Source organism: Chiayiivirga flava, assembly GCF_014202825.1.
GTDB classification, from domain to species: domain Bacteria; phylum Pseudomonadota; class Gammaproteobacteria; order Xanthomonadales; family Xanthomonadaceae; genus Chiayiivirga; species Chiayiivirga flava.
The window spans coordinates 929,373-943,531 of sequence record NZ_JACHHP010000002.1 but is presented as its reverse complement, the minus strand read 5'-3'; the positions used below and the strand labels follow the sequence as shown (position 1 = coordinate 943,531).

At 68.5% G+C, this 14,159-nt stretch carries 12 protein-coding genes; 2 read left to right on the top strand and 10 right to left on the bottom strand.

Features of this window, described 5'->3' with window-relative positions; all coding sequences use genetic code 11:
* Positions 1 to 8: 8 nt before the first annotated feature.
* From HNQ52_RS08380 to gpmI, 7 genes are all read right to left on the bottom strand, one after another.
* A complete protein-coding gene (locus HNQ52_RS08380) occupies positions 9 to 506 on the bottom strand; it encodes a pilus assembly PilX family protein (RefSeq protein WP_183960647.1) in 498 nt (165 codons plus the stop codon).
* A 14-nt stretch (positions 507 to 520) separates the two neighbouring features.
* Positions 521 to 1,660, bottom strand: a complete 1,140-nt coding sequence (locus tag HNQ52_RS08375) for a PilW family protein (protein ID WP_183960646.1) — start codon at positions 1,658 to 1,660, stop codon at positions 521 to 523.
* A gap of 10 nt (positions 1,661 to 1,670) precedes the next feature.
* Positions 1,671 to 2,198: a type IV pilus modification protein PilV gene (gene pilV, locus HNQ52_RS08370; RefSeq protein ID WP_183960645.1), complete on the bottom strand. Its 528-nt coding sequence runs from the start codon at positions 2,196 to 2,198 to the stop codon at positions 1,671 to 1,673.
* A gap of 2 nt (positions 2,199 to 2,200) precedes the next feature.
* The gene (locus HNQ52_RS08365; protein WP_221281978.1) at positions 2,201 to 2,698 is read right to left on the bottom strand and encodes a GspH/FimT family pseudopilin; all 498 of its coding nucleotides are present in this window, start codon (positions 2,696 to 2,698) and stop codon (positions 2,201 to 2,203) included.
* Positions 2,699 to 2,871: 173 nt separating this feature from the next.
* Positions 2,872 to 4,221: an NHL repeat-containing protein gene (locus HNQ52_RS08360; protein ID WP_183960643.1), complete on the bottom strand. Its 1,350-nt coding sequence runs from the start codon at positions 4,219 to 4,221 to the stop codon at positions 2,872 to 2,874.
* Positions 4,222 to 4,365: 144 nt separating this feature from the next.
* Positions 4,366 to 5,532, bottom strand: a complete 1,167-nt coding sequence (locus HNQ52_RS17560; protein ID WP_183960642.1) for a peptidoglycan DD-metalloendopeptidase family protein — start codon at positions 5,530 to 5,532, stop codon at positions 4,366 to 4,368.
* Positions 5,533 to 5,539: 7 nt separating this feature from the next.
* Complete coding sequence (gpmI, locus tag HNQ52_RS08350; protein WP_343059254.1) at positions 5,540 to 7,087, bottom strand: 2,3-bisphosphoglycerate-independent phosphoglycerate mutase; 1,548 nt, start codon at positions 7,085 to 7,087, stop codon at positions 5,540 to 5,542.
* 136 nt (positions 7,088 to 7,223) lie between these two features.
* Here gpmI and HNQ52_RS08345 point away from each other — a divergent pair, with 136 nt between their 5' ends.
* Both HNQ52_RS08345 and HNQ52_RS08340 read left to right on the top strand, forming a co-directional pair.
* Positions 7,224 to 7,874 carry a DUF4097 family beta strand repeat-containing protein gene (locus HNQ52_RS08345; RefSeq protein WP_183960640.1) on the top strand — a complete coding sequence of 217 codons (651 nt, stop codon included), beginning with the start codon at positions 7,224 to 7,226 and terminating at the stop codon, positions 7,872 to 7,874.
* Between the two features lie 334 nt (positions 7,875 to 8,208).
* Positions 8,209 to 9,948 (top strand): M28 family metallopeptidase, encoded by a 1,740-nt coding sequence (locus HNQ52_RS08340; RefSeq protein ID WP_183960639.1) that lies wholly within the window; start codon positions 8,209 to 8,211, stop codon positions 9,946 to 9,948.
* A gap of 338 nt (positions 9,949 to 10,286) precedes the next feature.
* Here the strand turns inward: HNQ52_RS08340 and HNQ52_RS08335 are convergent, their stop codons facing one another.
* Genes HNQ52_RS08335 through HNQ52_RS08325 form a run of 3 tightly spaced genes read right to left on the bottom strand, consistent with a single transcriptional unit; the run spans position 10,287 to position 13,873 of the window.
* Positions 10,287 to 11,045 (bottom strand): hypothetical protein, encoded by a 759-nt coding sequence (locus tag HNQ52_RS08335; protein WP_183960638.1) that lies wholly within the window; start codon positions 11,043 to 11,045, stop codon positions 10,287 to 10,289.
* Positions 11,042 to 11,974: an alpha/beta fold hydrolase gene (locus HNQ52_RS08330; protein ID WP_183960637.1), complete on the bottom strand. Its 933-nt coding sequence runs from the start codon at positions 11,972 to 11,974 to the stop codon at positions 11,042 to 11,044. Before HNQ52_RS08330 ends, HNQ52_RS08335 begins: the two co-directional genes overlap by 4 nt.
* Before the next feature lie 24 nt (positions 11,975 to 11,998).
* A complete protein-coding gene (locus HNQ52_RS08325; protein WP_183960636.1) occupies positions 11,999 to 13,873 on the bottom strand; it encodes a M1 family metallopeptidase in 1,875 nt (624 codons plus the stop codon).
* Between the last annotated feature and the right edge of the window lie 286 nt (positions 13,874 to 14,159).

The following is a 14,159-nucleotide window of genomic DNA, read 5'->3' as shown; positions in this document are numbered from 1 at the left end:
GGACTGCTTCAGGGCACAAACACGGATGTGGTCACGGCGGCTGCCGTCGAGTCGCCGCCGGGCACATCGAAATCGATGGCGCTGACCTCGAAGTACGCGCAGCGGATATCGCCCACGAGTGCGGGAGAACCAGCCTTGCTGCTCCCGCGCCAGCCGAATGCACGTGCCGTCGGGCCGCGGCCCATGTTGCGGTAGTGTTCGGTGCCCGAGGCGGGTGGCGCATCGATCCAGGCAGTGCTGGGATCGGGGTCGCCCGCGTGGCAGGGATCGGTTTCGTCCACGATGGTGCGTTCGGTCGCGCGCAGACGCGCTTCGGCGTGCTGAAACGCGAGGTGCTCGGAACGGTACGTGCTCGCCATCCGCTCCTGCAGACCGGTCACCGTGGCAACCGACAGGGCGAGCAAGCTCAGCACGATCAGAAGCATCATCGCCAGAAACAGCACCGAGCCTCGCTGGCGGGGTGCGGGCTGTCGCGCGACGGTGATGCGGGAGTCTGTCTGTTTCATCGTTTGTCCTCGTCTCAGCCGCGGATGCGGTTGCGCAGCGCGACCTGGGTTTCGTAGACATGCCGCAAGCGCGAATCGGCAGGGATCTCGAGTCGCACGTCCGCGACGAGAGACGGCGCCGTGGGTGCTGCCGCGGAAGCCCGCGTCTCGCTGCGCACCAGAACACCGACGCGGGCCGTGGTGACCGACGACCAGCGCTGGCTGGCCGATGCATCCGCGGGCCACGGCGCGGCGCCCTCTTCCACCGCCGCCGCCGTGAAGTACGACGATGGTCGATCGCCACGATCGCGCAATGCCGTGTCGGCACCGAGCACGACCTGCACCGACTCGACGCCCGCAACGAGTTCCTCCGAGGCAAGGGTTCCGCTGTCGTCGAACTGCCGCCGGAACAATGCAGGCCCGCCGTCCGCGCCGGTGGCCACGTAGTACGCCGCAAATTCGAAGCGATGCAGCGGAACATCCGGTCCGTAGCTGTTCTCAAGACCGCTCCATCCCACGAGATTCAGTCCACCAACGCCGACGGATTTGCCGCCCAGCGCTTGGAACAGGCTGAAATTGCGACAGTCGCTCACTGCATATACGCGACCGGCAGACAGGAACGACGGATCTGCGACATCCAGCGTGCCGGCAGCGGCTTCGACACCGATGCCGGTCAACACCGTCGATTCCGCACTCATGTACCGGACGACGACGATGTCGCTGCCGTCGAGTGCCTTGCCCGCAATCCCCAGATCCGCTGGCAACGGCGGAGCCCACGCATCGGCGGCCGGTGTCGTGCGGTTTTCGGCGAGACCATAGGTCTGACCCGGCGCGGTGCCGACGAACTCGTACACCTGAAACGCTTGATCGATTCGATAGAGCCACGGCGCCGCGGCCGGCACATCCGCCGACAGATGGTTGAACAGACGCCCTGCGAAGCCCTGGTCGTTGAGGCATGTCATGTTGCCGGTCATGCGCAGGTCGTGCTCGATGAAGCCGAGAGCGAAGCGGCTGTTTTCCTGCACCCGTGCCAGCGATTCGTTGGCTGCGAACGCGACCCGCTGGGCCGAAAACACCTGCACCAGGCCCAGGCCCAGCACCACCGCGATGGTGATGGCGATCATCAGTTCGACGAGCGAGAAGCCGTGTTGCGTGTGTTTGGAGGTGACGGGCATGGCACGCACCTCAGAGCTGGCTGGTGATCGCGAACGGCTGGCCGCCGAGCGCTTCGCTCGGATCGGAACAGTCGCTCGTAACAGCGGGATCGAGGCCACGATCGTCGTTCCAGCACAGGCGCACGGTGATCTGCGGTGCGGCGAGCGAGGTGTCGAGCAGCACCTGGCCGCGGCCGTTCGGCATGGTGCGGCAGATCTTCTGCGCCCAGCGTTCGCGGTCGCAGTTGAGTGCGTCGGCGCTGGACCCGCAGGCGTAGCCGGGTGGCGTGCCGATCTCGCACATCTGGCTCCAGTCGGTAAAGTTCTGCACCAGCGCGACGAGGTTGCTCAGGTCGCGATCGGAGTAGCTGCGCGCGGTGTCGATGAACTCGTAAGCGAGGTTGGTCGCCTGGGTGCGGTAGTTCGCGCTCTGGTTGTAGCGCATCGATACGCCCTGCAGCGCCGCCATGCCGAGCAGCCCGAGCGACAGCACGAGCACCGCCACCATCACCTCGATCAACGAGAATCCGGCATCGGCACCCTGGACACGCGCCGACACGTTCACAGGCAGGCTCCCTTCATCACCGACACGCTGCCGGTGCGCTGCACGCTGAAGAGCCTGCGCATCGGCTTGCCCGCACCGCAGTCCACGGGCCGCAGCTCGAACGCGTTCGGCGCGACGGCCAGCATGCCGCGTGCATCGAAGGTGATGGATTTGCTGGTCGGCGACTCCGAGGTGAACTGATCCTTGTCGCTGAATTCGCCGAGCGAGAGCACGGTCGGCTCCGTCGGCTTGCCCGCGAAGACCAGCCAGCGATCACCCCAGTCGCCATCGCAGACGACGCCGGACTTGGTGGGACACACGCCCGCCGCGCCATTGCGACGGATGGCCTCGGTCCGCGCGTAATTCAGTCCCGCAAGAAACGCGTTGGCGGACGAGGCGATGCGGTTGCGTGCGATGGCATCGGCCATGCTCGGCAACGCAACGCTCAGGAGGATGGCGACGATGGCGATGGTGACCATCAGTTCGATCAGCGAGAAGCCGCGCCGGCGGCACATCGGGCGGGCGGCGGACGACACAAGAGCAGCGTGCGATGTCTGGTGCATGGCAGAGTTCTCCGTTCTTGTGATGGCGTACGCCGCTCGGAACGGTGAGGCTCACGCTGCCGCCGGGCGGCACGATCCGCGGGACGGGCGGCACAGACCCGGACCGCGGGTCCGGCCCGATCGCGCTACGCGTGCAGCGCCAGCGCGCAGTACTTGTATTTCATCTCGCACTCGAGCATGTGGCCCGCGACAAGAATGCGGTTTTCCAGTGCGTGCAGGCCGCTGATGCTGTCCACGCACACGCCGTCGGTGCGGCCGATGCCGTGGCTGAAGCCGCAGATCAGCGAACCCGCGTCGCCGAACGCCTCGTCGCGTCCGCCGTCCGGCAACCAGCGCGACACGGTCACGCGCTGGCCGCCCGGCTCGGCCCACGGCGTTCCGGCAAGAAGGAGCGTTCCGTCCCGCTGGATGGCGCAGGCCTGCGGTCGCTGGCAGGGGGCCGTGCCGCCGAGCGGTGCGATCAGCACGCCGTTCCTGGCGAAGCTGCCATCGAGCGCGCCATCGGCCTGCAGCTGGATCACCTTCGGAAGGGAGACGGCGTCGCCGGCACCGGTCTGCAGCACCACGGCCACGCGCCCGTCGGCACGGCAGGCGAGATCGCGCAGTGCGTCGTTGCGCGTCTGCGGCAGGCGCACGATGCCGCCGCGCCCGAACCCCGCCGACGGCAGGCCGCACGCATCGAGCGCCGACACCGCCACGCCGGCGGGCTCGGACTCCTGCTCGCACAGCACGTCGCCCGCCAGCAGGATCCTGCCATCCACCGCCAATGCCAGCGACCACGGCCGGCGCAGACGCGTCGCCGCCGGGCGCGGCACCCAGGCGATTCCGGTCGGTCCGGCGCCCGTGCCGAACCCTGGATCGGGCACTCCGCCGGGCGTCAGACGCAGCAACGCGAGTTCGGCGCCGTGGAACCGATCCAGGTGTGTCGTCGCGAGCACCAGCAGCCCGCCATCGGGCATCGGCCGCAGGCCGTGCAGCATGTCCAGCGTCGACGCGGGTGCAAATTCGAGCGCGCCGCCGCGCGGCTGCAGAAAGTCGAGATCCACGGCGCCGCACGGCCGCAGCCGTCGCAGCAGCACATGGCGACGTTCCGACCCCTTCACGTCGAACCCGACGACGAGACTGCCGTCATCGAGCGCCACCACGCAGCGCAACCACGCCGAGCCGGTCGGCAACTGCGTGGGCAAGGTGACGAATCCACGCAGGCCGAACTCCGCGTCCGGCGTGCCGTTGGCGTGGAACCGCACCAGACTTGCGACCAGCGTGCCCTGCGCGTCGAAGCTGTGGCCGGCAACGATGAGACGATCCTGCGCATCGACCGTGCTGGCATAGGCGATGCTTTCCGACCCCGCGCCGCCGAAGTGCGGATACTCGGCGGACGTGCGGCCGAGCACGCCGTAGCCGGCATCGGGCTCGCCGCCGAGACTGGCGCGCGCGTGCGCGGGAGCAGAAGAAAGGCGTGTGGACTGCACCATGCGAAAGCTCCGCGGAATGGACTTGATTTCGTCCGGACGCTTTCGCGTACGCACGCCGCACGCCTCAGGGATCGCAGGCCAGCGAGCGACACGCAGGGCGATAGGCGACAGCGCGTGTCGCCCGCAGCTGCGCGGCCAATCGCTTCAGCGCGGTGCGAACCAGCCGCGCGGGTCCACCGGCCGGCCGTTGCGGCGCAGCTCGAAATACAGCGCCGGGCTGGACTGGCCGCCCGAGGTGCCGACGCCCGCGAGCGTGTCGCCCGCCGCGACCCAGTCGCCGACATCGCGCTGCAGCGTGTCGTTCTGGGCGTAGAGGCTCATCCAGCCGTCGCCGTGATCGAGGATCACCAGCAGGCCGTAACCCTTGAGCCAGTCGGAAAAGGCCACGCGGCCCGGTGCGACGGCGCGGATCGCGGTCCCGGCCTCCGCGGCGACGAGCTGCCCCCGGCTGGTGCGGCCGTCGGGCATGCGCGCTCCGAAATTCGCGAGCAGTTTGCCGACGAGCGGCGGGGCAAGGCTGCCTTTTCGCTGCGCGAACGGCTTGGCATTGTCCAGTTGCTGCGGAATGTCGGCGAACACGTCGCGCAGGGATTCGAGCAGCCGCACCACGGCCATCTCGTCGCGGCCGAGGGCGGCGATGCGCTGCTGCGTATCGCTGAAGCGGCCGTCGAGTTCGGCCAGCAACGCGCGCCGCGCGCCGCGCTGGGCCTCCAGGTCGGCGATGCGTGCGGTCTGTTCGGCGCGGCTTGCATCGAGCCGCTCGCGTTGCGCGGCCACGGCCCGGACCACCTCGGCCAACTGCGCGAGCTCGGCCAGCAGGCCTTCGATGCGGTCGACGCGATCGCGCTGGAAATAGCGGTGGTACGCCAGCACGCGAGCGAGCTTGTCGAGACGATCCTGCGCGAGCAGCAGTTTGACCTGCTCGTGCCGGCCAAGCGCGTACGCCGAACGCAGCAGTGCGGCGAGGGCCTCGCGCTGCCGCCCGAGGCTGTCCTGCAGCGCTGTCTGCCGGGACTCGAGGACGGCCAGTTCGTCCTGCTGGGACCCGATGCGGTCGTCGATGTCGCGCAGCCCGCGCGCTTCGCGATCGATGGCCTCATCGGCCTCGCGCACGGCAGCGGCGGCCGTGCCGCGTTCGGCGTCGAGCGCACGCTGCGCATCGCCGAGCGTGCGCAGTTCGGCGCGAATCGCGTCGAGTTTGCGCTGGGCCTCGGTTTCGCGCGCGCTGCGGTCGGCCGGCTGCGCGTGCAGCGTCAGCGCGAGGCCGAGCGCAACCAGCGCCAGCGCCACCCGCACGCAGCGCGCCGCCACCGGACCGTCAGCGCACAGCGTCCGCGCCCTCGAACCGCACGAGGTTGCGGCCGAGCATGTCCGCCGGCTGCGGCAGGCCGAGCAGGTGCAGCAGCGTCGGCGCCACGTCCTTGAGCGCGCCGTCGGCGGCGAGCGTGGCGCGGCGGCCCAGGTACACCAGTGGCACCGGGCCGGTAGTGTGGGCCGTGTGTGCCTGGCCGGTAGCGGCATCGCGCATCATCTCGAGGTTGCCGTGATCGGCGGTGAGCAGCATTTCGCCTCCGACCTTGCGCAGCGCGGCGACGATGCGTCCGATCGCCACATCGATCGCCTCGGCCGCGCGGATCGCCGCGTGCAAATCGCCGGTGTGGCCGACCATGTCGGGATTGGCCAGGTTGCAGACGATGACGTCGTAACGTTGCGCCTCGATGGCCTCGACCAGCCGGCCGGTCACTTCCGGACAACTCATCTCCGGCTGCAGGTCGTAGGTGGCCACCTTCGGGCTCGGCACGAGGATGCGTTCCTCGCCCGGATAGGTGTCTTCACGCCCGCCACTGAAGAAGAAGGTGACGTGCGCGTACTTTTCGGTCTCTGCGATCCGCAGCTGGGTGAGGTGATGCGCGGCGAGCACCTCGGGCAGCGTGTTCTTCAGTGCGTCGGGCAGGAAGGCCACGGACGCGGGCAGCGATGCGTCGTACTCGGTGAGGCAGACGAAACGCGAGAGCGCGATGCGGCGCGGCCGGACGAAGCCGTCGAAGTCGTCGCGCACGAAACACGCGGTGATCTCGCGCGCACGGTCGGCGCGGAAATTCATGAACACCACCGCGTCGCCGTCGCGCATCGGTGCGGCGCCGTCGAGCACGGTGGGCTTGACGAACTCGTCGTTCTCGCCGCGCGCGTATGCGGCGGCGAGCGCCGACAACGCGTCGCCGGCGCGGTGGTCCGCCTGCACCTGCGCGATGGCGCGGTAGGCGAGTTCGACGCGCTCCCAGCGATTGTCGCGATCCATCGCGTAGTAACGGCCGCCGACGCTGGCGATGTACGCACCGGGGGTCTTCGCGACGGCGTCGCGCAGCCGTTCGAGACTGGCCTGCGCCGAGCGCGGCGGCGTGTCGCGTCCGTCGAGAAACGCGTGCACCGCCACGTTCCGCACGCCACGCTGCCGGGCAAGGTCGAGCATCGCGAACACGTGCGCCTCGTGGCTGTGCACGCCGCCCGGCGACAGCAGGCCGAACACGTGCAGCGTGCCGCCGTTGGCCACCACGCCGTCGCACGCGGCACGCAGTTCGGCGTTCGCGAAGAAGCTGCCGTCGGCGATGGCCGCATCGATGCGGGTGAGGTCCTGGTAGACGACGCGCCCGGCACCGAGATTCATGTGCCCCACTTCCGAATTGCCCATCTGCCCGTCCGGCAATCCGACATGCAGGCCCGAGGTGTGAATCAGCGTGTGCGGGCACGCGGCCAGCAGCGCCTGCCAGTTCGGCAGCGCGGCCTGTGCGATGGCGTTGTCTGTCGGATCGTCGCGGTGGCCCCAGCCATCGAGGATCAGCAGCAGGACGGGCTTGGGTCGCGACACGGCATGACTTCCGGCAGGGTGACGAGGCGCAATGATAGCGGAGGCACGCTTTAAACCGTTTGCCGCGCAGGCGAATCCGATGTCACGAGTGTCGCCGCAACGGCGTCGCGTCATCCCATCCCACAAGGAGCATCGCATGCGCAGTCTGGTTCTGATTTCCGTGTTGCTGGCCTCGTCTACCGCGTTAGCGGCCGGCGACGACATCAGCAAGGTCAACAAGTCCATCACCGCCGACGCCGGCGCCGAATACGGCGACCTGTCCACCGTCAACGGCTCGGTCACCGTGTCCGAAGGCGCCGTGGCCGAAAGCGTCGAAACGGTCAACGGCAGCGTGCGGCTGCGCGATCGCGCGTCGGTCGAGAGTGCCGAGACGGTGAACGGCAGCGTCACGCTCGGCCAGGACGTGGCCGTGGCCGACGATGTGTCGACGGTCAACGGCGCGATCACCGTCGAGCGCGGCGGTCGCATCGGCGGCAAGGTGGAAACGGTCAACGGGCGCATCAAGATCGAGGCCACCGAGGTCGGCAACGGGCTGTCGACCGTCAACGGCGACGTCACCGTCGGCGCCGATTCGTATGTGCGCGGCGGCATCCTCATCGAGAAGCCGAAAGGCAACTGGTTCAACAGCGGCAAATCGCGTCCGCCGCGCGTGGTGATCGGCCCGAACGCCACGGTGGACGGCGTGCTCGATTTCCGTCGCGAGGTGGAGCTGTACGTGCATACCAGCGCGAAGGTCGGCACGATCAAGGGCGCGACGGCGAAATCGTTCAGCGGTGCGACGCCGTGAGGTGACGGCGGGGCGGTTGGGGCAGAGCACCCCCTTCCGCCCTGCCGGGCACCCCGGATCGAGTCCGGGGCAGGCTCTTCCCCCGCTGCGCGGGAGAAGGGATGCTTCGATCGATAGCGCGAGTTGCATTGCGCGTGCTCGGGACCCGAAACCGTGCAACGAAGGAAACCCTTCTCCCGCATGCGGGGGAAGGTGCCCGGCAGGGCGGAAGGGGGCACAGGCATGACAGGCACGTGATGCGGCCCCACTCGCCCCAGCGCACCACGTCGCCACAACCCGGCAGCGTCGCGCCCAGCCGCTACAATCGGGATTCCCCCGTTGCAGGAATCCGCTGATGCGACATCGCCTGATCCTCGCCGCCCTGACCGGCGCCGTGCTGGCCGGCTGCCAGCAGGCCGAGGCGCCGCCGGCGCCTGCGGCTGCGCCGGCCACACCCGCCGCACAAACCGCCGCGCCGCCGGCCGCCGCACCCACGCCCGATTCGTACTCCTTCGGTCCGGAAATCTCGGTCGAGGACTTCGTCCAGCACGTGAAGGTGCTCGCGTCCGACGAGTTCGAAGGCCGCGCACCGGGCACGCGCGGCGAGGAGCTCACCACGAGCTACCTCAAGACACAGTTCGAACGCCTCGGCCTCAAACCCGGCAACGGCGACAGCTTCTTCCAGCGCGTGCCCATGACCGAAACCACGGCGCGCCCGGCGCCGGCCACGGTCACCGCCGCCGGCGGCGCGAACGTGAGCTGGAGTTTCGGCGACCAGTACGTGGTCGGCACCCGCACCGGCCAGCCCGAGGTGAAGATCGAGAACAGCGAGCTTGTGTTCGTCGGCTACGGCGTCAACGCGCCCGAGGCCGACTGGAACGACTATGCCGGCCTCGACGTGAAGGGCAAGACCGTCGTCATCCTGGTCAACGATCCGGGCTTCCACGCCGGCGACGAATCGCTGTTCGGCGGCAAACGCATGACCTACTACGGCCGCTGGACCTACAAGTTTGAGGAAGCCGCGCGCCAGGGCGCGGCCGCGGCGCTCGTGGTGCACGACGACGCCGGCGCCGGCTACGGCTGGGATGTGGTCAGGAACAGCTGGAGCGGCGCGCAGTACGACCTGCCCGCCAGCGACGATCCCGAACCGCGCCTGCCGCTGCAGGGCTGGATCAACGGCGAAGTGGCGAGCGCGCTGTTCGCTGCCGCCGGCCTGACGCTCGACGAGCAACGCGCTGCGGCCAACAAGCCCGGCTTCAAGGCCGTGCCGCTCAAGGCGACCTTCAGCAGCACCATCCAGAGCCAGATCCGCAGCGCCGAATCCAACAACGTGATCGCCCTGTTGCCCGGCACGGACAAACCCGACGAGGCCGTCATCTACATGGGCCACTGGGATCACCTGGGCAAGCACGAGGGCGAAGGCGACCAGATCTACAACGGCGCCATCGACAACGCCACCGGCATCGCCGGCATCCTGGAAATCGCCGAGCAGTTCACCGTGCAGGACCCGAAGCCCGCGCGTTCGGTGCTGTTCATGGCGGTGACGCTCGAGGAATCGGGCCTGCTCGGCTCGAAGTACTACGTCGCGCATCCGGTGATTCCGCTCGCCAACACCGTGGGCGTGATCAACCTCGATGCAATGACGGTCGTCGGACGCACGCGCGACATCGTGGTCAACGGATTCGGCGCTTCGGAACTCGAAGACCTGCTGCGCCCGATCGCCGATGCGCAACAACGCGTGATGCACGCGGAAGCCTCGGTGGAAAAGGGCTTCTACTACCGCTCCGATCACTTCAACTTCGCCAAGGCCGGCGTGCCGGCGCTGTACGCGAAATCGGGCCTCGACGCGATCGAGGGCGGCGAAGCGCACGGCATGGCGATCTCCGACGAATACGGCGCCAACCGCTACCACAAGCCCGCGGACGAATTCGACCCGTCCTGGGACCTCGGCGGCGTGATGCAGGACCTCAATGCGCTGTACCTGCTCGGCCGCGAGCTCGCCGGCGGCGATGCATGGCCGAACTGGAAGGGCGGCAACGAGTTCAAGGCCGCGCGCGACGCGATGATGGCGGAGAAGGCGAAAGCGGCGAAGTAGGATCGGTTTTCGTCGATCGCACTGACGATCGATTGAACGAAGAACGGTGCCGATGGGCGCCGTTCTTCGTTGTGCGCGGGGATACGCACTTCGAAACCATGCAGCGCCAGCGCACTGGGCGCAGGTCTTCGGCCTGCGCTTCACGCCTCCCGCGCATCACACCGCCCGCCTTGCACTCGCACCGAGCTCGCGCCTCGTCGTGCGACAGCCTCTGCTGTCCTTCTCCCACCGGGAGAAGGTGGTGCGGCAGCACCGGATGAGGGTCCGGATAGAGCGATGCGGTGAACCTCCCCGCGTCGGATGTGGACCTCTCCGATAGGCTGCTCTTTGAGCCGCAGTCACAGCTCCCCGATCGTCGCCGCGTTGTACTCGCCCACCTCGAACTCCAGCGTCTTCGCGCCACCCTGCTGCAGAACAACATCGATCCGCACCGTGGTCGCATCGGGAAGCGCAGGCACGAACCGCCTGAAATCCTCGACGAAGATCGCAGGTTCGCCGGTTTCCGGCAGGTACGCCGGCACATCACGCGCGGTGCCGTCGTCGAACTGCACCTTGACCGTGCACTTGCCCTTGCACACGAACCCGCCGTCGGCCAGCAGATACACATCGTCGCCCCACTGCGGATGGCGCCGCAGCACCAGGCGTGCACGTTTCTCGCTGCCGTCGAGCTCGGCGCCGACCGGATCCTTGCTGTAGATGTACGCGGTGCGGACGACGCCCTTGGCCTCTTCGTCGTCGACGCTGTGATACACCCACAGATCGGCGAGCCGCTTGGTTTCGCGTGCGCCTTCGACCTGCGCACGCAGCGTGTCGGCCTGCGGCCTGATCTGCGCCGCGACCTGCGTGCCAGGATACGTGCGCAGGATGTACTCGGCGAAGTTCAGTGCCATGTCCGGACGCCGCCCGGTCAGCGCGTCGTTGAAATTCTTGAGCTGCACCTGGGCTTCGGCTTCCGCGCGTGCCGCCTGCGCGGCCTGCTTCTCCTCCGGCGTCGGGCCGGTGTCGCAGGCACCGAGCGCGGCCGCGACGAGCAGCGACAGCAGCACGGATGCCGCGCGCGAAGACGCGGATTTCGACGATATCGGACGATCGTTCATTGCAGGAATTCCTTGAGCGCGCGGGCGGTGTCGGTCGGTTGTTCCATCAGCGGCATGTGGCTGCAGCCGTCGAGCAGCACGGTGCGGCTGTCGCGCAGCGCCGCAGCGTAGATCGCCGCGGCGCTGGCGTCGATGACGCGGTCGTGGCGGCACCACAACAGCAGCGTCGGCGCCGTCACGCGCGCGGCCTCGGCACCGGGCAGGAACGCGTCGGCGCCGCGTCCGATGCTGTCGAGCACATGCTGCTCGAACTGCGCATCGCGCACGCGCCGCGCGATCAGTGCGCTGTCGGCCGGCCACGGAATGTACGGTGGAGCGTCGAACAGCAGCGCCATGTAGCGCGCAAGATCATCGCCGTCGCGCACCGCGAAGGGATTCTCGCCGCGCAGCACCGCCTGGCCGAAGGCGTTGTCGCGGAAACGCACGCCGCCGGCATCCATCAGCACCAGCCGACGCACGTGTTGCGGATGGCGGGCGGCCAGGACCGCCGCGATGCCGCCGCCCATCGAATGGCCGACGACATCGACCGGGCCGATGCCCAGCACATCGATCAGGCGCGCCACGCGATCGGCCTGCGCCGCGTAGCCGTAGTCCGCGCCGTCGCGCCGGGTGCTGTCGCCCCAGCCGGGAAGATCGGGCGCGATCAACCGGTGCGTCGCCGACAGGTGCGGCATCAGCACGAGGAAGTTTTCCTTCATGCCGGTGAAGCCGTGCAGCAGCAGCACGGGGCGGCCCTCCCCCGCTTCCAGCAACTGCACGGCATGGTCGTCGACGGACACGCGGCGCACCTGCGCGTCGGCGAGGTAGCGCAGCCGCGCGTACTCCGCACGCAGCGCCCACTCCGGCCACACGACGCCGAGCGCGACGACGCCGATCACGCCCAGCAGCAGCGCGATCGCCAGCGCGCGCAGGCGCGGATGCGGCTTCATCGCAGGCCGCTCCGCGCCACGGGATCAGGGCTTCTTCGCGAGCAGCGCTTCCACCGACGCCGTGGTGATCGGGTGATACCCCGGTTTCGCCTTCTCGAACACCTGGCGCGCGAACTCCTTGCCGTCCGGCGTTGCGACGAGCGCCTCGTACGTCGGCATCACCAGCTTGCGCCGGCCGATGCGCTGCAGGAACTGCGCGATTGCCGGCCGCGCTTCGAAGTAGCCGCTGCGCACCGTGAGCGGGAACCAGCGCTGCAGGATCTCGCCGTTGTCCGACGTGGTGAGCTTGAACGCCTCGTCGAGATCGACGGCCTGCTGGCCGGTGAGCACCTCCGGCATGCCTTCGAGGAAACGCACCCACTCCTGCGTGGTCCACGCCGCGGTCAGGAGTTCGCCGGCGGACTTGCGGCCGTCGAGAAACGCCTTGCGCGCCGCATCCACCGCATCGAACCGCGCGGACTTGGCGGCCGTGGCGAACGCGGGGATGCCCGGCTGGTTCAGCCACGCGTCGAGTTCTTTCTGCGTGACCGCGTCCGGATTCTTCGCGATCAGCTCGCTGTTCAGATACTCGACGAACTGCGCGGTGTCGATGCTCTGGAACGCGAAGTGATTGAAGTAGCTGCGCAGGAACGGATCGAAGGCCTCGCGGCCGAAGCGCTGCTCGAGGAATTCGAGGAACCACGCGCCCTTGATGTAGGCCACATCGGTCAGCGCCTCGTCCGGATCGACGCCCGGCAGCGCCGGCAGTGCCAGCACCTGACGCTCTTCGGCCATCTCCTGCATCTCGGCGTGCAGCCCGAACTGGCTGATGACGTTTTCCATCTGCGACAGATCGGTCCCGTACACCGCCTCGACGATGCGGTTCTCGACGTAGCTCGTGAAACCCTCGTTCAACCACATGTCCTTCCAGCTCGCGTTGGTCACGAGGTTGCCGGACCACGAGTGCGCGAGCTCATGCGCGATGAGGCTGGTGAGCGACTTGTCGCCGACGATGACGGTGGGCGTGATGAACGAGAGGCGCGGATTCTCCATGCCGCCGAACGGGAACGACGGCGGCAGGATCAGCAGGTCGTAGCGTTCCCAGCGGTACGGGCCGTAGAGCTGCTCGGTGGTCTGGATCATGCGTTCGGTGTCGGCGAATTCCTTCACCGCCACGTCCACCGTGCCGGGCTCGGCCCACACGCCGGCGCGTTCGGAGATCGGACGGAAGACGAGGTCACCGACCGAGATCGCCATCAGGTACGACGGAATCGGCTGCTGCATGCGGAACACGTAGTCGCCGTCGCGCGAGGCGTCCGGCGCGTTGTCGGCGCTCATCAGCGCCATCAGTTCCGGATCGGTCTCGATGTGTGCGCTGTAGGTGTAGCGCACGCCGGGCGTGTCCTGCAGCGGCACCCAGCTGCGCGCGTGGATGGCCTGCGACTGGCTGAACATGAAGGGATGTTTCTTGCCGGCGGTCATCGACGGTTCCAGCCACTGCAGGCCGGACGCTTCCGGCGCGGTGGCATAGCGGATGCGCACGATGTCGTACTGGCGTTTCATCCGGATCGTGAGCTTCTGGCCGAAGATCGCATCGCGTTCGCCGAGCGAGAACTGCAGGCGGCGCCAGTTGCCGTCTCCGGATTTGCCGAGCACTTTCGCGATGCTGAGATCGCGCGTGTCGAGCAGCAGCTCGCGCGCGGCGGGGTCTTTCCATGTCAGCGCGAGATCGGCGCTGCCGCGCAGCTGTTTCTTGCCGAAGTCCACGCGCAGGTCGAGACCGAGGTCGCGGATGACGACCTTGTCCGGTTCGGCCCACGAATGCTCGTCGTGGTGGCGCGGCGGGGCGTCGTGGGTCTTCGCGGCGAACGCGGGGAGGATCATGGCGATGGACAGGGCAAGCGGCAGCAGGACGCGCATCGGAGGCTCGGGCAGGCGGGCGAAAGGCCGAGTTTAGCGCAGGGTGGCGCCGGACCCGAGCGTGGCGCGACGGTGCGAGTTCCGGCGCTGCGAACCCCTGCCCGTCGTCCCGGCGAACGCCGGGACCCAGTGACGTTGCTCGGTGTTGTCCTGCTGGCCGCACAAGCGAAGAGCCGACGCCGCTGGGTCCCGGCCTTCGCCGGGACGACGGGTTCCGGTTGCGCGCGGCGGGACGTGCGGCGCGAACTCCGCAGGGACTTCAGGCGGCGTCACCGCCGCCGAATCG

Excerpts from the sequence above, each read along its gene's own strand:
- HNQ52_RS08330 (WP_183960637.1), bottom strand. The coding sequence starts at position 11,974 with ATGAAGCCGCATCCGCGCCTGCGCGCGCTGGCGATCGCGCTGCTGCTG.
- HNQ52_RS08375 (WP_183960646.1), bottom strand. The coding sequence starts at position 1,660 with ATGCCCGTCACCTCCAAACACACGCAACACGGCTTCTCGCTCGTCGAA.
- HNQ52_RS08380 (WP_183960647.1), bottom strand. The coding sequence starts at position 506 with ATGAAACAGACAGACTCCCGCATCACCGTCGCGCGACAGCCCGCACCC.
- HNQ52_RS08340 (WP_183960639.1), top strand. The coding sequence starts at position 8,209 with ATGCGACATCGCCTGATCCTCGCCGCCCTGACCGGCGCCGTGCTGGCC.
- HNQ52_RS08325 (WP_183960636.1), bottom strand. The coding sequence starts at position 13,873 with ATGCGCGTCCTGCTGCCGCTTGCCCTGTCCATCGCCATGATCCTCCCC.
- HNQ52_RS08360 (WP_183960643.1), bottom strand. The coding sequence starts at position 4,221 with ATGGTGCAGTCCACACGCCTTTCTTCTGCTCCCGCGCACGCGCGCGCC.
- HNQ52_RS08365 (WP_221281978.1), bottom strand. The coding sequence starts at position 2,698 with ATGTGCCGCCGGCGCGGCTTCTCGCTGATCGAACTGATGGTCACCATC.
- HNQ52_RS08345 (WP_183960640.1), top strand. The coding sequence starts at position 7,224 with ATGCGCAGTCTGGTTCTGATTTCCGTGTTGCTGGCCTCGTCTACCGCG.
- HNQ52_RS08335 (WP_183960638.1), bottom strand. The coding sequence starts at position 11,045 with ATGAACGATCGTCCGATATCGTCGAAATCCGCGTCTTCGCGCGCGGCA.